General features: G+C 67.2%; 14 protein-coding genes. 10 read left to right on the forward strand and 4 right to left on the reverse strand.

Annotated elements, in window-relative coordinates:
• Window positions 1-232 precede the first annotated feature (232 nt).
• The 4 genes from kynU to AC3WOS_RS06290 all read left to right on the forward strand — a co-directional run bounded on the left by kynU (window position 233) and on the right by AC3WOS_RS06290 (window position 3,713).
• Window positions 233-1,483 carry a kynureninase gene (gene kynU / locus AC3WOS_RS06275; RefSeq protein ID WP_492715014.1) on the forward strand — a complete coding sequence of 417 codons (1,251 nt, stop codon included), beginning with the start codon at window positions 233-235 and terminating at the stop codon, window positions 1,481-1,483.
• Between the two features lie 14 nt (window positions 1,484-1,497).
• The gene (gene kynA, locus AC3WOS_RS06280) at window positions 1,498-2,391 is read left to right on the forward strand and encodes a tryptophan 2,3-dioxygenase (RefSeq protein ID WP_492715015.1); all 894 of its coding nucleotides are present in this window, start codon (window positions 1,498-1,500) and stop codon (window positions 2,389-2,391) included.
• Window positions 2,392-2,473: 82 nt separating this feature from the next.
• The gene (locus AC3WOS_RS06285) at window positions 2,474-3,019 is read left to right on the forward strand and encodes an RBBP9/YdeN family alpha/beta hydrolase (RefSeq protein ID WP_492715016.1); all 546 of its coding nucleotides are present in this window, start codon (window positions 2,474-2,476) and stop codon (window positions 3,017-3,019) included.
• Between the two features lie 100 nt (window positions 3,020-3,119).
• On the forward strand, window positions 3,120-3,713 hold the full coding sequence (locus AC3WOS_RS06290; RefSeq protein WP_492715017.1) for a CHRD domain-containing protein: 594 nt from the start codon (window positions 3,120-3,122) through the stop codon (window positions 3,711-3,713).
• Between the two features lie 154 nt (window positions 3,714-3,867).
• Here AC3WOS_RS06290 and htpG read toward each other — a convergent pair whose 3' ends face one another.
• Window positions 3,868-5,787 (reverse strand): molecular chaperone HtpG, encoded by a 1,920-nt coding sequence (htpG, locus tag AC3WOS_RS06295; RefSeq protein WP_492715018.1) that lies wholly within the window; start codon window positions 5,785-5,787, stop codon window positions 3,868-3,870.
• Window positions 5,788-6,288: 501 nt separating this feature from the next.
• Between htpG and AC3WOS_RS06300 the strand changes: the two genes are divergently transcribed.
• Window positions 6,289-6,723 carry a phosphatase PAP2 family protein gene (locus AC3WOS_RS06300; protein ID WP_492715019.1) on the forward strand — a complete coding sequence of 145 codons (435 nt, stop codon included), beginning with the start codon at window positions 6,289-6,291 and terminating at the stop codon, window positions 6,721-6,723.
• Here the strand turns inward: AC3WOS_RS06300 and AC3WOS_RS06305 are convergent.
• On the reverse strand, window positions 6,692-10,036 hold the full coding sequence (locus AC3WOS_RS06305; protein WP_492715020.1) for a thioester reductase domain-containing protein: 3,345 nt from the start codon (window positions 10,034-10,036) through the stop codon (window positions 6,692-6,694). The genes AC3WOS_RS06300 and AC3WOS_RS06305 overlap by 32 nt on opposite strands.
• A gap of 71 nt (window positions 10,037-10,107) precedes the next feature.
• Window positions 10,108-11,634 (reverse strand): aminotransferase-like domain-containing protein, encoded by a 1,527-nt coding sequence (locus tag AC3WOS_RS06310; protein ID WP_492715021.1) that lies wholly within the window; start codon window positions 11,632-11,634, stop codon window positions 10,108-10,110.
• 114 nt (window positions 11,635-11,748) lie between these two features.
• Here AC3WOS_RS06310 and AC3WOS_RS06315 point away from each other — a divergent pair, with 114 nt between their 5' ends.
• The 5 genes from AC3WOS_RS06315 to AC3WOS_RS06335 all read left to right on the forward strand — a co-directional run bounded on the left by AC3WOS_RS06315 (window position 11,749) and on the right by AC3WOS_RS06335 (window position 17,485).
• Window positions 11,749-12,717 (forward strand): threonine dehydratase, encoded by a 969-nt coding sequence (locus tag AC3WOS_RS06315; RefSeq protein ID WP_492715022.1) that lies wholly within the window; start codon window positions 11,749-11,751, stop codon window positions 12,715-12,717.
• A 151-nt stretch (window positions 12,718-12,868) separates the two neighbouring features.
• Window positions 12,869-13,798 carry a DMT family transporter gene (locus AC3WOS_RS06320; protein WP_492715023.1) on the forward strand — a complete coding sequence of 310 codons (930 nt, stop codon included), beginning with the start codon at window positions 12,869-12,871 and terminating at the stop codon, window positions 13,796-13,798.
• A 180-nt stretch (window positions 13,799-13,978) separates the two neighbouring features.
• On the forward strand, window positions 13,979-14,440 hold the full coding sequence (locus tag AC3WOS_RS06325; RefSeq protein WP_492715024.1) for a RidA family protein: 462 nt from the start codon (window positions 13,979-13,981) through the stop codon (window positions 14,438-14,440).
• A gap of 101 nt (window positions 14,441-14,541) precedes the next feature.
• Window positions 14,542-15,735 (forward strand): aminotransferase-like domain-containing protein, encoded by a 1,194-nt coding sequence (locus tag AC3WOS_RS06330; RefSeq protein ID WP_492715025.1) that lies wholly within the window; start codon window positions 14,542-14,544, stop codon window positions 15,733-15,735.
• Window positions 15,736-16,126: 391 nt separating this feature from the next.
• A complete protein-coding gene (locus AC3WOS_RS06335) occupies window positions 16,127-17,485 on the forward strand; it encodes a diguanylate cyclase (protein ID WP_492715026.1) in 1,359 nt (452 codons plus the stop codon).
• Between the two features lie 12 nt (window positions 17,486-17,497).
• On the opposite strand, the gene AC3WOS_RS06340 is transcribed toward AC3WOS_RS06335, so the two are convergent.
• A complete protein-coding gene (locus AC3WOS_RS06340) occupies window positions 17,498-19,060 on the reverse strand; it encodes an FGGY-family carbohydrate kinase (protein ID WP_492715027.1) in 1,563 nt (520 codons plus the stop codon).
• Window positions 19,061-19,063 lie beyond the last annotated feature (3 nt).

Below are 19,063 nucleotides of genomic sequence, written 5' to 3' on the forward strand. Positions count from 1 at the left end.
GGTTTTATGGAACTTTAGGGTTTTTTTGATTTTTTTTGAAAAAAACTCAAAATAATTGGCCAGCACCCCGCAAAGCCCCTGTTCATGCGGGTTTGCGGGCGGCCGGATGATGCGCCGCAGGTCCGCGCCCGGCCCTTTTCTGGCTAAAACGAAGAAAAAATTGCTACACTCGCGGCTCAGGCCTTAAATGTTGAGGCCTCAAGTATTTCCTCTACCCGAAGAAAGTTACTTAATGACTAATCGCACAGACTGTCAGGAACGCGACGCGCACGATCCGCTCGCCGCCCTGCGCGACCAGTTCGACTTGCCGCAAGGCGTTATTTATCTGGATGGCAACTCCTTGGGCGCCCGTCCCAAGGCGGCGCTGGCCCGGGCCCAGGACGTGATCGCCCGCGAATGGGGCCACGACCTGATCCGCAGCTGGAATACGGCCGGTTGGTTCGACCTGCCGCGCCGCCTGGGCGACCGGCTGGCGCCCCTGCTCGGTGCCGCCGCCGGCGAAGTGGTGGTGACGGACACCACCTCCGTCAACCTGTTCAAGGCGCTGGCCGCCGCCCTGCACATGCAGGCCGCGGACCCCGAGCGGGCCGGGCGCCGCATCATCGTCACCGAGCGCAGCAACTTCCCCACCGATATCTATATGGCGCAGGGCCTGTCATCCTGGCTAGAGCGGGGCTACGCCGTGCGCCTGGTCGATTCGGTGGACGAGCTGGCCCAGGCCATCGATGCCGACACGGCCGTCGTCATGCTCACCCACGTCAACTACCGTACCGGCTACCAGCACGACATGGCCGCCACCAGCGCCCTGGCCCATGGCCGCGGCGCCCTGATCGTGTGGGACCTGGCCCACTCGGCCGGCGCCGTGCCGGTCGACCTGCATGGGGGCGGCGCCGACCTGGCCGTCGGCTGCACTTATAAATACCTGAACGGCGGCCCCGGCGCGCCGGCCTTCATCTGGGTGCCGGCCCGGCACCAGGCCCGCTTCCGCCAGCCGCTGTCGGGCTGGTGGGGGCACGCGGCGCCGTTCGCCATGGCGCCCCAGTTCGCGCCCACGGACGGCATCGGCCGCGCCCTGTGCGGCACCCAGCCCGTGGTGTCGCTGGCCATGGTCGAATGCGGCCTGGACGTGTTCGCGCAGACCACCATGGACGCCATCCGCGCCAAGTCGCTGGCGCTGACCGACCTGTTCATCGCGCTGGTGGAACAGCGCTGCGCCGCCCATCCGCTGGAACTGGTGACGCCGCGCGAGCATGCGCGGCGCGGCAGCCAGGTCAGCTTCACCCATCCCCACGGTTATGCCGTGATGGCGGCACTGATCGCGCGCGGCGTGATCGGCGACTACCGCGAGCCGGCCATCATGCGCTTCGGCTTCACGCCGCTGTACACCAGCTACGCCGACGTGTGGGATGCGGTCGAGATCCTGCGCGACATCCTGGACCGGCAAGCCTACGACGTGGACGCCAAGCGCGACGCCGTGACCTGATAAGAGAGAACACCATGACAGAACAGAACCAAGCACCGGCCGCCGGCGGCTGCCCGCACGCGGCCGGCGCAGGCCAAGCCACCCCGGACGCCCAGTGGCACGGCGCCCAGATGGACTTCAGCAAATCGATGAGCTACGGCGACTACCTGGGCCTGGACCAGATCCTCAACGCCCAGCACCCGCTGTCGCCCAACCATAACGAGATGCTGTTCATCGTCCAGCACCAGACCAGCGAACTGTGGATGAAACTGATGCTGCACGAGATGCACGCCGTGCGCGCCCACCTGCAGGCCGACGACCTGGCGCCCGCCTTCAAGATGCTGGCCCGCGTGGCCCGCATCATGGACCAGCTGGTGCACGCCTGGGACGTGCTGGCCACCATGACGCCGCCTGAATACACGGCCATCCGCCCCTATCTGGGCGCCTCGTCCGGCTTCCAGTCCTACCAGTACCGCGAGATCGAATTCATCCTGGGGAACAAGAACGCGGCCCTGCTGAGCGTCCACACCACCACGCCGGAAGTATTCCAGCTGCTCGATACGGCGCTGCGCACGCCGTCCGTGTACGACGAATCCGTACGCCTGCTGGCCCGTAACGGCCTGGCCATCGCGCCCGAGCGCCTGAACGCGGACTGGACCCAGCCCACCGTGGCGGACGCTTCCGTCAAGGCGGCCTGGCTGGAAGTGTACCGTGACCCCACCCGCCACTGGGCGCTGTACGAGCTGGCCGAAAAGCTGGTCGACCTGGAAACGGCGTTCCGCTTCTGGCGCTTCCGCCACGTGACGACGGTCGAGCGCATCATCGGCTTCAAGACCGGCACTGGCGGCACGGCCGGCGTGAGCTACCTGCGCAAGATGCTGGACGTGGTGCTGTTCCCGGAACTGTTCGCCCTGCGTACGGAACTGTAACGGCACAGCTGCGCTTAGCTGCCGGCGCCGGCGCGCGGATTCGGCTATCATTGCCTTTCTCTCAACAATGAAAGGACTAGGCATGGAACCGCAGGTACTGACGCTGGCCGGATTGTGGAACTCGGGACCGCAGCACTGGCAAACCCGGTGGGAAGCCCAGCATCCCGCCTGGCTGCGCGTGCCGCACCGCGACTGGGACACGCCCGACTGCGCCGAATGGGTGGCCGAACTGGACGCGGCCATCGCCGGCTGCGCACATCCGCCCGTGCTGGCGGCCCACAGCCTGAGCTGCTCGCTCGTCACGCGCTGGGCCGCCTCCGGTTCGCGCGCGCCCGTGGCTGGCGCCTTCCTGGTCGCGCCCAGCGACGTCGATGCGCCCAGCTACCCCGACTGCACCACCGGCTTCCAGCCCATGCAGCTGGCGCCCCTGCCCTTCCCCACCATCGTCGTGGCCAGCACCAACGATCCCTACGTCAGCATCGAGCGCGCCCGGCAGTTCGCCGCCGCCTGGGGCAGCCGCCTCGTCATCATCGGCGACGCCGGCCATATCAACGGCGATGCCGGCTATGGCCCGTGGCCGCAAGGCGAGCAGCTGCTGCTGGAGTTCTGCGCCCAGCTGCAGCGCTGACGGCTTACGTCAGCTGTAGGAACTCCTCCTTTTCCGGGGCGGTCTAACGGGGGCGGGCAGCGGTCTGCCCGCCGCTTCAAGAACCAGGAAAGGAGACAAGATGAACAAGCATATCCAACATGGTGCGGCAGCGCTCGCGCTGCTGCTCTCGACCATGACGGCGGCCCACGCGACCAGCCAGGCATTCCTGCTCGACGGGGCCCATGAGGACCCGCCCAACGCTTCCACCGGCATCGGCGCAGCCGTAATCGATTTCGACGAACTGATGCACCAGCTGCAGGTCACGGTGGCCTACGGCGGCCTGACCGGCACCACCACAGCCGCCCACATCCACTGCTGCACGGCCTCGCCGGGCAACGGCAATGCCCCGGTGGCGACGGAACTGCCCAGCCTCTTCGGCTTCCCGCTGGGCGGCCACAGCGGCGCCTACAGCCACCTGTTCGACACCTCCCTGGCCAGCAGCTGGAATCCCGCCTTCATCGCAGACCACGGCGGCACCACGGCCGGGGCGGAAGCGGCACTGCTGGGCGGCCTGACCAGCGGCGAAGCCTACCTCAACATCCACTCGGACGCCTATCCGAACGGCGAGATCCGCGGCTTCGTCAATGCACCGCCCGTGCCGGAACCGAGCGGCCTGGCATTGCTGGCCGCTGGCCTGCCCGTCATGCTGCTGGCACGGCGACGGCGCAGCTAGCGCCTCCTGGCCGCGCATGGAAAGACCCTGCCTCGCAAGCGGTAAGCAAGCGCAGGCCGTTCCGGCGCCAAAAAAAATGGCGCCATGTCCACTTGCGTGAACATGGCGCCAGTCCGCCATCCCCGGCCAGCAGGCCGGGGCCGGCCTATACCGTTTACTTGGCTGCGCCGTTGAGCAGCATTTCGTTCAGGCGCTTGACGAAGGTGGCCGGATCGCTGAGCGAACCGCCTTCGGCCAGCAGGGCCTGGTCGAACAGGATGTGGGCCCAGTCGTTGAACTGGCTGCCGGCATCCTGATACTTCAGGCGCGTCACCAGCGGATGGTTGGGGTTGATTTCCAGGATGGGCTTGGAATCGGGCGCGCTCTGGCCGGCCGCCTTCAGCATGCGCAGCAGGTTACCCGACAGTTCGTGCTCGTCCGCCACCAGGCAGGCCGGCGAATCGGTCAGGCGGAACGTGACGCGCACGTCCTTGGCCTTGTCGCCCAGCGCTTCCTTCATCTTGGCCACCAGGTCCTTGTAGGACGACTCGGTTTCCTCGTGTTCCTTCTTCTCGGCCTCGTCTTCCAGCTTGCCCAGGTCCAGGCCGCCCTTGGCCACGGACACCAGTTCCTTGCCCTCGTAGTCCTGCAGGAACGACAGCATCCACTCGTCCACGCGGTCCGTCAGCAGCAGCACTTCCACGCCCTTCTTGCGGAAGATTTCCAGGTGCGGGCTGTTCTTGGCGGCCGTGTAGTTGTCGGCCGTGACGTAGTAGATCTTGTCCTGGCCTTCCTTCAGGCGCGCCACATACTGCTCGAACGAGACGTTCTGCTCGTCGTTGTCGTTATGGGTGGAGGCGAAGCGCAGCAGCTTGGACAGGCGCTCCTTGTTGGTGGCGTCCTCGCCGATGCCCTCTTTCAGCACCTGGCCGAACTCCTTCCAGAAGGTGGCGTAATTGTCCTTCTTGTCCTGCTCTTCGGCGTTGGCCAGCTCTTCGAGCATGCCGATCACGCGCTTGGTCGAGCCGTCGCGGATCACCTTGACGTCGCGCGACTCCTGCAGGATTTCGCGCGACACGTTCAGCGGCAGGTCGGCCGAGTCGATCACACCCTTGACGAAGCGCAGGTAGGTCGGCATCAGCTGCTCGGCATCGTCCATGATGAACACGCGCTTGACGTACAGCTTGATGCCGGTACGCTTGTTGCGGTCCCACAGGTCGAACGGCGCCTTGGCCGGCACGTACAGCAGCTGCGTGTATTCGCTGCGGCCTTCCACCCGGTTGTGGGTGTGGATCAGCGGCGCCTGGAAGTCGTGCGAGACGTGCTTGTAGAACTCCTCGTACTGCTCGTCGGTGATGTCGGCCTTGTTGCGGGCCCACAGGGCGCTGGCCTGGTTGATGGTCTCCAGCTCGTCCTTGAGCACGGTTTCCTTCTTCTCGTCGTCCCACTCTTCCTTGCGCATCATGATGGGCAGCGAGATGTGGTCCGAGTACTTGCGGATGATGGACTTGATCTTCCAGCTCGACAGCAGCTCGTCCTCGCCTTCGCGCAGGTGCAGGATGATGTCGGTGCCGCGCGAGGTTTTCTCGATCTGCTCCACGCTGTAGTCGCCCTCGCCGCCGGACTCCCAGCGCACGGCCTCGTTGGCGGCGGCGCCGGCACGGCGGGTTTCGACGGTGATCTTGTCGGCCACGATGAAGCCGGAGTAGAAGCCCACGCCGAACTGGCCGATCAGGGCCGCGTCCTGCTGCTGGTCGCCCGACAGCTTGCCGAAGAATTCCTTGGTGCCCGACTTGGCGATGGTACCCAGGTGCGAGATGGCTTCCTCGCGGTTCATGCCGATGCCGTTGTCGGAAATGGTAATGGTGCGCGCTTCCTTGTCGAAGCTAACCTTGATCTTCAGTTCGTGATCGTTGCCATACAGGGCATCGTTGTTGATCGCCTCGAAGCGCAGCTTGTCGGCCGCATCCGATGCGTTCGACACCAGCTCGCGCAGGAAGATCTCCTTGTTCGAGTACAGCGAGTGGATCATCAATTGCAGCAGCTGCTTCACTTCAGCTTGAAAGCCCAGGGTTTGCTTTTCGTTGTCAGCCATTTTTACCTCTAGTTAGTCTCGGTTGATACAGATTTTGTTGCACGGATTTTCCGAAGGTGGGGATTATATGAGCGAATTCAAGCCCTGAGGAAAAAATGCCTGCCAAAATGTAAAACTTGCATCTTGACGCGTGACAATTGACGTATTTCCCCGCCTGACCTAAGGCCTATATTGAACTGTGCCGGCCACGCGGCGCGCGCCGGCCCGGCGCCGCCAGCGGCTGCACCGGCGTACCTGGTTCGCCAGGCATCCACTCGCAGGAGGGAAGCCATGATCGGCATGGCCATCTGAACGATGCAAGCCACAGAACCACCGCTATCCTTGGGCACCCGGTTAACCTGGAGCACAGGACTCGCCGGGTTTTGGGCGCTGGGCTATTTCGCGGCCGGTATATGGCTGCGTCCAGCGCCTGTTTTTAATCCCTGGTCCTCGTTGGACGACGCCATCCCTTTCGCCGGCCTGGCACTGTGGCCCTATCTGTGCGGCATTGTCTGGATGGGCATGCCGGCTGTACTGCTACAGTCGTCCGCCCTGTTCCGGCACACGGCGCGCAGCTATGCGCTGCTGATCGCCCTTTCCGTCATGTGTTTTGTACTGCTGCCGGCCGAGGCGCCCGAACTGCGCCGCCAGGCCAGTGCCGCCGGCCTGGACCCGCTCACGGCCTTTGCCCTGCGCCATCTGCACGCGATCGACCCGCCGCGCAACCTGCTGCCATCGCTGCACGTGTCGCTGGCGGCCCTATCCGCCGCTGCGCTCGCCCGCAGCGACCTGCGCTGGCGCTTGCCGGGCGGCGTGGCGCTGGCCGTGATCGTGGCGTCGGTCTGCCTGTCCAAGCAGCATACGGTGGCCGACGCGGCGGCCGGCCTGCTGGCGGCCTGGCTGTGCGATCTGCTGGTGCGCCACCTCACTCCCGCCACGCCGGCCCGGTCGCCGTGAGGGGTGCGATCAGGCCCTGCTCCAGCAGGTAGCGCACCAGATAGCTGGCCGTCTGTTCCAGCGACGGGTCGGCCCGGCCATCGGCCAGACTGTCGCGGGCCTGGCGGTAGGCGCTGCTGCTGTAGCGTTTGAGCTGCATGGCGGCGATCTTGTCGGCCGAACGGTTGAAGAAATCGAGCAGCGGATAAACCGGATCGCTGGCCGAACAGCGCAGGTTGAGCTGGTCGATGAAATGGGGAATGTCGTAATAGCGGAAACAGTAGCCGAAGTCGCGCTCGATCACGCGTGTGAGGGCCGTCATGCTGTAATAACGGTCCGCCGTCACATGCAGCGGCACGGCCGGCGCCTGCGCCAGGCGCGAGATGCCGACGATGTTGTGGGCGATCACGTCGGCCGCGACGATGCTCAGCTGGTTAGGCGTGTCGACGGCGATCCCGTGCCGTATCATGAAGGCGAGCATGCGCAGGGCCACATCGTTGGTGTCGCCCGCGCCCTGGGTCGAGACGGAAATCAGCGAGGGCCGGTAAATGCGCACGTCCATGCCGTCGGCGCGGGCCGCCAGCGCCTGCTGCTCGGCCACCCATTTGCTTTGCGCATAGCCGAAGTCCAGCGCGTCCATGCCGGCGTTGCAATCCGATTCCAGCAGCACGCCCTTGGCGCTCCAGCCGAAGATGAAGGTACTCGATACCAGGTGCAGGCAGCGCGCGCCGCTGTCGCGCGCCAGCCGCAGGGCCGTACGCGTGCCCTCCACATTGGCGCCACGCATGGCTTCATATGTCATCACGTAATTGACGCAGGCGCCGTTGTGGAATACCTCGCCCACGCCGTGCACCAGCGCCTGCCATTGGGCCGAATCCAGCCCCCACGACGGCCGCGCCAGGTCGCCGCACACGGCACGCACGCGCGCATGCAGTTGCGCACCCAGCGCTGGCGTGAGCAGGCGCGCGCGCCGCAGGGCCGTTTCCACCCGCGCCATGGCGGCGCCCGGGTCGGGCGCGCGCACCAGCACCAGCAGCGGTTCGCCCCCCTGGGACAACAATTCGGCCAGCAGGAAGGGGCCGAAAAAGCCCGTCACGCCCGTCAGCAGGATGGCGCGCCGCGCTCCATCCGGGGGCGATATCGCCTGCGGTGCCGGTAATAGCGGCAGCAGCGGCGCCGGCGCGCTATCACCGATCCCGGGCAGCGGGCGCGCCCGGTCTTCCAGCATGCGGGCGGCGATGGCATCGTCGAGCGAGCTACGCAGCTGGTCCAGCGCCGCCATGGCTGCCTGTTCTCCCGTATCCGGGCCGTGATCGAGTCCCGCCAGCGCCGCCAGCAGGCTGCGCTGGGACAGCCGCTGCAGCAGCTGCGCATCGAGTGCCTCGGCCAGCGCACCGGAACCGAAGCGGCGCAGCATGTCCTCCAGTTCCAGCTGGATTTCCGTCAGCGCCAGGGAATCGATACCCTGGTCGGCCAGCGCTACGCTGTCGCTGGCAATGCCCTGCCGGGCAAACGCGCGCTGCACGGCGCCGCGCCAGCTTTCCGGCCACGCGCCTAGCTCCCCTTCCGGAGGCTGCGACGCCGCATCGTTGCGCCAGCTGGCCAGCGCTGCGATCTTGCCCGCCTCGAACAAGGCCCGCGTCTCGGCCCGTGCGATCTTGCCGGAGGTGGTCATGGCCACGGCGCCTGGCGCGACCAGATGCAATGCGTCCGGCAGCAGGCCGCAAACGGCGCGTATTGCCAGTGCCATCGAGGCCGGATCGGGCGGCGCATCCGTCCGTTGCGGCTCGGCCAGCACCGTCACGCCGCCGTCGCCACACTGGAACGCGCAGATGCCGCGCGGTCGCACGGCAGCGCCGCTGGCAGCCAGCGCCGCCTCCAGGTCGTCCGGGAAGAAATTGGCGCCGCCTATAATCAGCATGTCCTTGCTGCGGCCGCATACATACAGTTGGCCCTGATAGAAGAAGCCGAGATCGCCGGTACGCAGGTGGCCGGCCCCGCCAGCGTTGTCCTGCGGCGCGGCTGCACCGCCAGCGTTGTCCCGCGGAGCGGCGCCGCCGCCATCCGCGCACTCCGGCCGCCCCAGCAGCGCGCGCGTGGCCGCCGCGTTGTCCCAGTAACCGGGTGTGACGCAGGGCCCGCCGACCAGGATCTCGCCCACTTCCAGCTCCGCCAGCGCCCGGCCGCTGCCGGGCGCGCCTATCCGCACGGAGACCCCGGCCACGGGTGCGCCGCAGCTCGCATATTCCACCGCCCCCGCACCGCCATCCGGTGCGGCCAGCACCAGCGGGCCGGCATGCGGCGTGCGCAGCACGGCGACGCTGCCGCAACCGCCATGGGTGACGTTGAGCGTATTTTCCGCCAGCCCGTAGGCCACCGTGCAGGCGCCGCGCGCCAGGCCGAAGCGGGCGAAGCGGCGATGGAAGCGCCGTATCGTGTCCGGCCGCGCCGGTTCGCCCGCGTTCATCAGCACCCGCAGGCAGGACAGGTCCACACCGTCCAGTTCCGCGTCGGCGACTTTACCCTCACGCAGGCAGTACTCATAACCGAAATTGGGCGAGGAGCTGTAGGTGGCGCCCACTTCCGCGATCAGGCGCAGCCACAGCGCCGGGCGGCGCAGGAAGTCGACCGGAGCAAAGCCGCAGTTGCTGCCGCCGGCGACGATGGGGAAAAGGTAGTAGCCGATCAGGCCCATGTCGTGATGCTGCGGTAGCCAGGAGACGCCCGTAGGCACGTGGTCCAACGTGGCGCGGGCGTTGGCGATCACATTGTCGTGGGTGACCATGACGCCGCGCGGCAAGCCGGTCGAACCGGAGGTGTACTGCAGGAACAGCAGCGGTTCGTGCCGCCGGGCCGGCAGTACCGGATGTACTGGCACTGCCGCCGGCGCCGCAGGGCTGTCGCCCAGCGCCAACAGCGGCCAGGGCGGCGCCGTGCCTGCCGCCGCAAACAGCTGCGCCAGGCGCGCCGCATGCACCTCGTCCGTCAACAGGGCCGCCGCGCCGCAGTTCCCGCCGATGGCGCGCAAGCGGCGCATGGCCGTGTCGCCGGCGCTGCGCGGCAGCGCCACCGGCACCCCGACCAGGCCGGCGCGCGCGCAGGCCAGCAACGCCGCCACGCCCTCCAGCCCGGCCGGATGGGCCAGCAGCACGCGCGCGCCTGGCGCCAGGCCGGGCGTGGCCATCAGCTGCGCCGCCAGCGCCAGCGTGCGCGCATGGAAGCTGCGGTAAGTGTGGCGGGCGCTGACCTGCCCCAGACGGTCGCGGAATTCGAACAGCACCTTGTCCGGCTGCAGACAGGTCCAGTGTTCGAGCAGATCGAAGACGGAATCCATAGGCGTGCGCTCCAGCGATGCACGGCTGCATATGGTAGCCCGTGCAGTGTGAAAATGACGTCCGGTCCTGCTTACGGCTTGTCGTGGCGCGCCGCGCGTCCGCGCGGCAGTTCCCGTTCAAGAAAGCGCCACACCGCCGCATCCTGCATGGCCGCCACGTTGAGGCGCATGCGGGTCGATGGCAGTTGCTGCGGCGAGAACAGGCTGCCCGGCGCCAGCAGCAGGCCTTCGGCCGAAGCGCGCTCGGTCAGGGCGTTGGTGTCGCAGCCGGCGTCGGCCCACACGAACATGCCCGCCGCCGGCACCACATCGATCGTCATCCCCAGCCGCTCCAGCTGCCGTATGGTCTTCACGCGCACGCCATCGAGCCGGGCGCGCACCCGGTCCGCATGCTTGCGGTAGGCGCCTTCGGACAGCACCTTGTACACCACCCGCTCGCCGATGTCGCTGGTGGTCAGGGTCGAGAGCATCTTGCGGTCGGCCAGGCGCTCGGCCCATTCGTACGAGGTGGCGATGTAGCCCACCCGCAGGTTGGCTGCCATGGTCTTGGAAAAGCCGCCCAGGTAGATGACGCGGCGCAGCTGGTCGAGCGCCGCCATGCGCGTGGCCGGCTGCACGGCGCTGCCCGGATGCAGGTCGCAATAGATGTCGTCCTCCACGATGACGAAACCGAATTCCTCGGCCAGCCGCAGCACCTGGAACGCCTTGGCCGCCGACAGCGAGGTGGAACTGGGATTGTGCAGCACCGAATTGATAACGTACAGCTTGGGCCGGTGGATGGCGGCCAGCTGGGTGAGCTGGGCGATGTCGGGCCCGTCGGCCAGGCGCGGCACGCCCACCACCTTGGCGCCCAGCGCGGCGAAGGAGCCGAACATCAAGAACCAGGCCGGGTCGTCGACGAAGACGGTATCGCCGGGCCGCAGGAATTCGCGCGCCACCAGGTCCAGCGCCTGGGTCACGCCGGCCGTGGTGACGATCTGTTCCGGTTCGGCGCCAATTTCCAGCTCGGCCAGCTTGCGCTGCAATTGCTGGCGCAGCAGCAGCGAGCCTTGCGGCACGCCGTAATTGAGCAGCAGGCCAGGATGCTGGCGGCTGACAGCGCGCAGCGCATTGGCGACCGTGGGGCCGTCCAGCCATTCGGCCGGCAGCACGCCGGAGCCGGGCATTTGCTGGTGCGGCACCTGGCGGAACATATTGCGCACCAGCCAGACCACGTCGATCTGCTTGGCGTCAAAGCGCTCCTGCGGCAGGCTCGCCGCCTGCCCGGCGCCTGGCGCCGCCGCGGCGGGGCCAAGCGCGGCCCGCTCCCGCACATAGAAGCCGGCACCGCGCCGCGACTCCAGGTAGCCGCGCGCCACCAGTTTGTCGTAGCTGGCCACCACCGTGAAGGCGGACACGCCATGGCTGGCGGCGAACTGGCGGATCGAAGGCATGCGCGCGCCGCCCCGCAGCAGGCGGTCGTCGATGCGGGCCGCCACCGAGCGGACGATCTGGTCGATCAGCGATTCGCCCGATTCGCGCGATAGCAGCGCCACCAGCGCCACCGGCCGCGCCTTGCCGGCACGCGCGGGGGCGTCCGAAGACAGTGTATTGGTCATATTACCGTCACAGTATCTAAAATTATATGGAGAAGTGTATTGGGACTGTACTGGTATTGTCGCTTAGGATACACCTGCGATCCACACAAAGCCACCACCTGAGGAGTCCAAGCCATGCACCTGCCCACCTGTTCCGACCTTGATGCCGCCGGCGCCACCGTCTACGCCGCCATGCCGCCCACGCCACAATACAGCTGGCCCCTGCTGAACGAAGCACTGGGCGCCGAAACGTGGATCAAGCACGAAAATCATACCCCTACCGGCGCCTTCAAGGTACGCGGCGGGCTGGTCTATGTGGCAGCACTTGCACGCCGTTTGCCCGGCGTCAAAGGCATCGTGCTGGCCACCCGCGGCAACCATGGCCTGTCGCTGGCCTATGCGGCCCGGCGCCACGGCCTGCAGGCCACCATCGTGGTCCCGCACGGGAACAGCACGGAGAAGAACGCCGGCATGCGCGCGCTGGGCGCCCAACTGATCGAGCATGGCGACGAGTTCCAGGCCGCACGTGAGCATGCGCTGATGCTGGCAGAGCGCGACGGCCTGCACATGGTGCCCTCCTACCATCCCGACCTGATGGCCGGCGTGGCCACGGCGTGGGTGGAACTGCTGCGCGCCCGCCCCGGGCTGGACCTGCTGCTGGCGCCGATCGGACAGGGCTCCAGCATCTGCGGCGCCATCGCGGCCAGGAACGCGCTGGGACTGAGCATGCCCATCATCGGCGTCGTATCGCAGCACGCGCTGGCCTACCAGCTGTCGTTCCGGGCCCGGCGCAGCGTCGAGTCGCCCGTCACCACCGTGCTGGCCGACGGCCTGGCCTGCCGCGTGCCCGATCCGCATTCGCTGGCCATGATCCTCGACCAGGTGCAGGACGTGGTGGCCGTCAGCGACGAGCAGGTGGCCGCCGCCATGCGCCTGTATCACCGCGCCACCCACAACGTGGCCGAAGGGGCCGGCGCCGCCGCGCTGGCCGCCGCCCTGGCCCTGCAGCAGGACCCGGCCTGGCGCGGCCGCAGCATCGGCCTGCCCCTGAGCGGCGGCAATGTCGATACGGCCATGCTGGCGGGCGTGCTGCAAGGCGCCTGAACACCGGCATCGCGCGCCGGCCCACTGTACCGGCACGGCACCGTCGTCCGGTACAGACCATGCAAGCGGTACCGGCCAGCCTGGCGGCGCAGGCCGGCGGGCCAGTACCGTTTTTTCAAGCGACACTAAACGTCATGAACAGGAATATGCCATGCAAGCACAACCGACCATTACCCGGCCCCTGGCCTCCACCTCCCGCCTGGGCGACGATGCCGCCGGCATGCTGCTCGGGCTGATCGCGGTGGCCATGTTCAGCCTCACCCTGCCCTTCACCCGGATGGCCGTGGCCGACCTTGATCCGGCCTTCGTGGCGCTGGGCCGGGCCGTGGCGGCGGCCATCTGCGCCGCCCTGTGGCTGCGCTGGAACCGCACGCCATGGCCGCCGCGCTCCGCCCTCATGCCGCTGGCCTGCGTGGCCGGCGGCTGCATCGTCGGCTTCCCATGGCTGACGTCGATCGCCATGCGCACCGTACCGGCCGCCCACGGCGCCGTACTGGTCGGCATGCTGCCGCTGGCCACGGCCGTGTGGGCCGCCCTGCGCGGAGGCGAGCGGCCCTCGGCCGGCTTCTGGTGCATGGCCATGCTCGGCTCGGCGCTGGTGGCCGGCTTCGCCCTGCGGGGCAGCGGCGGCAGCCTGCGCCCGGCCGACCTGGCGCTGCTGGCGGCCGTGCTGCTGGCGGCCATGGGCTACGCGGAAGGCGGCAAGCTGGCCCAGAGCCTGGGCGGGCAGCAGGTGATCTGCTGGGCCCTGGTGCTGGCCGCCCCCGTGCTGGCGCCGGCCGTGGCCTGGCTGGCCTGGCACGATCCGGCCCGCCTTGCCGCCGCCGGCGCCCGCGCCTGGGCCGGTTTCGCCTACGTGTCGCTGTTCTCGATGTTTATCGGTTTCTTCTTCTGGTACCGCGGCATGGCGCTGGGCGGGGTGGCCCGGGTCGGCCAGGTGCAGCTGGTCCAGCCCTTCCTGACGATGCTGGGCGCGGCCCTGTTGCTGGGCGAGGCGCTGGAATGGGAAACCATGCTATTTGCACTGGCAGTGATCGTTGTGGTGGGCGCGGGCCGCAAAATGCAGGTAAAGCGGCGCTAAAACCGTAGAGAATTCTGATTTTGCCCGCTTTGTGGGCATCGCCCCCGGCACGACGTACAATATCGGTCTGCCGCGCAGGGCGCGCCCGCTATGCCAGCCGCACCAGATCGCACATCCACGGCCACAGACACGCACTATATAAACCCGTCGCTCGTTCGACTTTACTTTATTGGATCCCTCATGTCCGTCTACGAAAAACTGAAAGCCCTCGACATCACCCTGACCGCGCCCGCCGCGCCGGTAGCCGCCTACGTCATGTACGTCCAGAGCGGCAACCTGGTATTCCTGTCCGGCCATATCGCGCGCAAGGCTGACGGGTCGCCGTGGGTGGGCCAGCTGGGCAAGAACATCAGCACCGAAGAGGGCAAGGCCGCCGCGCGCGGCGTGGCCGTGGCCCTGATGGGCACCCTGCAGGAAGCCGTGGGCGGCGACCTGACGCGCGTGCGCCGCATCGTCAAGCTCACCAGCCTGGTGAACTCGACGCCCGACTTCACCGAACATCACCTGGTCACCAACGGCGCCTCCGAGTTGCTGGGCGAAGTGTTCGGCGACGCCGGCAAGCACGCGCGCGCCGCCTTCGGCGTGGCCCAGATTCCGCTCGGCTGCTGCGTCGAGATCGACCTCGTGGTCGAAGTCGCCTGATTCGCGGGCGGCGCCCCCCCGGCGCCGCTCTTCCGCAGGCCGCCACAAGCGTGCCTGACCATAGCCCGGGCCGCGCCCGGCATCCACTCAGTGAGACATGTATGAAAATTGAAAACCCGAATCCGATGCCGTGGCGCTTCGCCGAGCGCGCGCAGCAGATGCAAAGCTCCTTCATCCGCGAGATCCTGAAGATCACCCAGCGTCCCGAGATCATCTCGTTCGCCGGCGGCCTGCCCTCGCCCGCCACCTTCCCGGTGGCCGAAATGAAGGAAGCGTTCGACCAGGTGTTGACCGACTCGGGCAACGTGGCGCTGCAGTACGGCCCCACCGACGGCTACCTGCCGCTGCGCCAGTGGATCGCCGACTCGCTGTCGGCCAACGGCGCCAAGATCGTGCCGGAACAGGTGTTGATGACGTCCGGCTCGCAGCAGGCGCTGGACCTGCTGGGCAAGGTACTGATCGACGAAGGCAGCCGCGTGCTGGTGGAAACGCCGTCCTACCTGGGCGCGCTGCAGGCGTTCTCGGTGTACCGTCCCGAATTCGTGTCGGTGGAGACGGACGACCACGGCCTGGTGCCGTCGTCGCTGGACAAGGTGGCGCAAGGCGCGCGCCTGCTGTACGCCCTGCCCAACTTCCAGAACCCGACCGGCCGCACGCTGTCGGTGGAACGCCGCCAGCAGCTGGTGGAAACCTGCGCCCGCCTCGGCCTGCCGCTGATCGAGGATGATCCGTACGGCGCCCTGAGCTACAAGGGCGAGCCGCTGCCGAAGATGGTGGCCATGAACCCGGACGGCGTGATCTACATGGGTTCCTTCTCCAAGGTGCTGACCCCCGGCATCCGCCTGGGCTACGTGGTGGCCCCGCTGCCGCTGGTGCGCCGCCTGGAACTGGCCAAGCAGGCGGCCGACCTGCACACTTCGCAGCTGACCCAGATGGTGGTGCACCGCGTGATCAAGGACGGCTTCCTCGAGCGTCACATCCCGCAGATCCGCCACCTGTACGGCGACCAGTGCCGGGTCATGCTCGAGGCAATGGCCGAACACTTCCCGGCCAGCGTCAAGTGGACCAAGCCCGAAGGCGGCATGTTCATCTGGGTCACCCTGCCCCAGCACATCAACGCCATGGAACTGCTCGATGAAGCGATCGCCAACCAGGTGGCCTTCGTGCCGGGTGCGCCGTTCTACGCCAACGAGCCGGAAACCAATACCTTCCGCCTGTCGTTCGTGACGGTGCCGCCGGAGCGCATCCGCGCCGGCATCGCCATCCTGGGCAAGCTGATCGCCGCCAAGGCCTGATGCTCCCTGCTCCCGCGCCGGCGCCCCGGGCCCGGGATTGCCTCCAGGCACCATACCTTGAGGCAAAGATTTATCACCAAAAGTAACAAAAATTCCGTAAAGAAATTGCAACCATGTAATAATGGTATGCAAATTCGTGCAATTACGGCAGTTCCGCATGAAATCTGAAGTTTTCCTCGATTCACCCCGCATATTTTTTTACAATTACACATTGCAAAGCGGTATTATTTGAACGGATAGTCACCTTACCGTCAGGCCAGCCTTTGTACGCAAGCGCACAACATTACGCCCTCTGCCTCTGCCCCGCTACCGCCATCACGGCCGCGCCGCACGGTGCTGCCGGCGGCCGGCATGCGCCGGCAGCTGGCCGCCCCCACCAGGACCCCATGCAATGAACCGAGCAGGATTGAGCTTTGCGGCGCGGCGCGACGCCGCCATCCTCATCGTGGATGACGCCCCGGACAACCTGGGCATGCTGCGCAAGCTGATGGTGCAACAGGGCTACCAGACCTTTGTCGCCACCTCGGGCGAGCGGGCGCTGCAGATCGCGCGCCGGGTCCATCCGGACCTGATCCTGCTGGACGTGGTCATGCCCGGCATGGACGGCTTCGAAACGTGCCGCCAGCTCAAGAACCATGCCGCCACCGAGCGCATCCCCGTCATCTTCATGAGCGCGCGCACGGAGACGGAGGACGTGGTGGCCGGCTTCGACATCGGCGCCGTCGACTACATCGGCAAGCCGCTGCGCATGGCCGAGGTGTGCGCCCGCGTGCGCACCCAGCTGCAAATTCGCAGCAACAGCGAAACCCAGGAAGAACAGGCCGAACGGCTGCGCACCATCGTCAACAACATGGCCGAGGGCCTGCTGATCATCGAAGCGGACGGCCGCATCCAGTTCACCAACCCGGCCTGCGACAAATACCTGGGCTACCAGGAAAACGAACTGGCCGGCCGTTCCATCACCGACCTGCTCAATCCCCTGGTGGCCCAGGAATACCTGGACTACTTCGAACGCTATTCGGCCGCGCCGCAGGCTGCCCACAGCCATGGCACGCGCGAAGTGATCATCCGCCACCGCAACGGCACCTCCGTATGCATGGACCTGACGCTCACGCCCATGTATCTGCGCCAGCCGCTGTTCATCGGCCTGCTGCACGACATCACGCACCACAAGCAGTCCGAAGATGCGCTGCAGCGCGCGGCCATGGTCGATCCACTGACCATGATCGCCAACCGCCGTCACTTCGACGCCTTCCTGGAAAAGGAATGGCAGCGCTCCCTGCGCAGCGGCCTGCCGCTGTCGCTGGTGGTGCTGGACGTGGACCACTTCAAGCTGTACAACGACACCCTGGGCCACCCGGCCGGCGACGCCTGCCTGCAGCAGGTGGCCCAGGCCATCGCCTCGCACGCGCTGCGCCCGACCGACCTGGCGGCGCGCTACGGCGGCGAGGAATTCGTGCTGCTGTTCGCCGAAACGGACGCCGACTCGGCCTACCTGCTGGCCGAGTCGATCCGCGCCCATGTGGAGTCGCTGCAGCTGCCCCATCCCCGTTCGCCCACCTCGCCCTGGATCACGGTCAGCATCGGCGTGTCGAGCATCCTGCCCTGCCAGCTCGACAGCACCGAATCGCTGTTCGTGGCGGCCGACCGCGCCATGTACGTGGCCAAGGAAAGCGGACGCAATCAGGTGCAGGCCACCAAGCCGGGCAACGCGGCCATGGACGCCGTCAAGGCGTTGGCCACGCGCTGACGGCCTGCATCGCTACAGCTGTTCCGGATAGCCGGTGATGTCGGCGATCTCCGCATACATCGGCTGCAGCCGCTCGTACATCTTGAGGTAGACGCGCCGGTACAGGCGGTCGTACATCTTGCGGTTGGCTGCGATCGGCTGGAACACGCGGCCGGTGCGCGTCATGGCGCGGATGGCGCTGTCGAAGTCCGGATGCAGGCCCAGGCCGGCCGCGATCGCAATCGCCGCGCCCAGGCCCGACGTTTCGTACACGTGGGCGCGCGCCGCGGGCAGGCCGAAGATGTCGGCCGTCAGCTGCATGGCCGCGTCGCTTTGCGAGCCGCCGCCGGCCACGCGCAATTCCGTTACCGGTACGCCGCTGCGCTTTTCGATCCGCTCCTTGCCCTCGCGCAGCGCGTAGGCCAGGCCTTCGAGGATGGCGCGGTACATGTGGGCGCGCGTGTGCACGTCGCCGAAGCCGATCATCGCCCCCTTGGCCTCCGGCCCCGGCACCTTGATGCCGGGACTCCAGTACGGCTGCAGCATCAGGCCCATGGAACCGGGCGGCACCTGTTCGACCAGCTGGTCGAACATGGCTTCCGGCGCCGTACCGCGCTCGCTGGCCGTGGCCTGCTCCAGGTGGCCGAACTGCTCCTTGAACCAGTTCACCATCCAGTAGCCGCGGAAGATCTGCACTTCCGTGCTGTAGGCGCCGGGAATGGCGGCCGGATAAGGCGGGATGAAAGGCGTGACCTCCACGTATTTCCTGGTCGTGGTGTTGATGGTGGCCGTGGTGCCGTAGCTCAGGCAGCCGATGTGCGGCGCCAGGCCGCCGGCGCCGATCACCTCGCACGCCTTGTCGGCGGCGGCTGCCACCAGCGGCGTGCCCTGCGGGATGCCGGTGGCCTCGGCGGCGGCGGCCGTAATGGCGCCAATGACGGTGCCCGGCTCCACCAGCTCCGGCAGCATTTCCGGCTTGATGGCCAGCGCCTGCCATTTCCAGTCGCGCTTGCCGGCCCAGCGGTGGCGCTTGTAGTCGAACGGCAGATAGGCCACCTGCGAGCCGATGGAATCGACCATGCGCCCGCACAGGCGGTAGTTGAGAAAGCCCGACAGCAGCAGGAACTTGTCGGTCCTGGCCCAGATGTCGGGCTGGTGGGCGGCGATCCAGTTGATCTCGGCCTCGCGCCGGAAGTATTCGATGGTGCCGCTCACGCCGGCCACCTTGAAGGCCGTGCGCCACAGCGCGTTCAAAGGCGGCACCTGTTCGGTGCGGCGCTGGTCCAGCCAGGTAATGGCGGGACGCAGCGCATTGCCGTCCGCATCCAGGTTGATCACCGTGCCGCGCTGGGTGGTGACGGCCACGCCCTTGACGGCGGACTTGGGGATATCCGTTTCCGCCCACAGGCGCTGGCAAGCCACGCACACGGCCTTCCAGTAGCCGTCGGCGCTGTGCTCGGCCCAGCCGGGATTGTCCGAGAAATACGGTTGCAGATGGACCTGCGTCTTGGCCGCCAGGTTGCCGTTCAAATCGAACAGCAGCGCGCGCACGCTCTGGGTCCCGTTGTCGATGGAGAGGAGGTATTGTTCGGCCATGTC

The organism is Rugamonas sp. FW305-51 (assembly GCF_058786935.1).

Coding starts and splice junctions, on each gene's coding strand:
- kynU (WP_492715014.1), top strand. CDS start 233: ATGACTAATCGCACAGACTGTCAGGAACGCGACGCGCACGATCCGCTC.
- kynA (WP_492715015.1), top strand. CDS start 1,498: ATGACAGAACAGAACCAAGCACCGGCCGCCGGCGGCTGCCCGCACGCG.
- AC3WOS_RS06285 (WP_492715016.1), top strand. CDS start 2,474: ATGGAACCGCAGGTACTGACGCTGGCCGGATTGTGGAACTCGGGACCG.
- AC3WOS_RS06290 (WP_492715017.1), top strand. CDS start 3,120: ATGAACAAGCATATCCAACATGGTGCGGCAGCGCTCGCGCTGCTGCTC.
- htpG (WP_492715018.1), bottom strand. CDS start 5,787: ATGGCTGACAACGAAAAGCAAACCCTGGGCTTTCAAGCTGAAGTGAAG.
- AC3WOS_RS06300 (WP_492715019.1), top strand. CDS start 6,289: ATGCCGGCTGTACTGCTACAGTCGTCCGCCCTGTTCCGGCACACGGCG.
- AC3WOS_RS06305 (WP_492715020.1), bottom strand. CDS start 10,036: ATGGATTCCGTCTTCGATCTGCTCGAACACTGGACCTGTCTGCAGCCG.
- AC3WOS_RS06310 (WP_492715021.1), bottom strand. CDS start 11,634: ATGACCAATACACTGTCTTCGGACGCCCCCGCGCGTGCCGGCAAGGCG.
- AC3WOS_RS06315 (WP_492715022.1), top strand. CDS start 11,749: ATGCACCTGCCCACCTGTTCCGACCTTGATGCCGCCGGCGCCACCGTC.
- AC3WOS_RS06320 (WP_492715023.1), top strand. CDS start 12,869: ATGCAAGCACAACCGACCATTACCCGGCCCCTGGCCTCCACCTCCCGC.
- AC3WOS_RS06325 (WP_492715024.1), top strand. CDS start 13,979: ATGTCCGTCTACGAAAAACTGAAAGCCCTCGACATCACCCTGACCGCG.
- AC3WOS_RS06330 (WP_492715025.1), top strand. CDS start 14,542: ATGAAAATTGAAAACCCGAATCCGATGCCGTGGCGCTTCGCCGAGCGC.
- AC3WOS_RS06335 (WP_492715026.1), top strand. CDS start 16,127: ATGAACCGAGCAGGATTGAGCTTTGCGGCGCGGCGCGACGCCGCCATC.
- AC3WOS_RS06340 (WP_492715027.1), bottom strand. CDS start 19,060: ATGGCCGAACAATACCTCCTCTCCATCGACAACGGGACCCAGAGCGTG.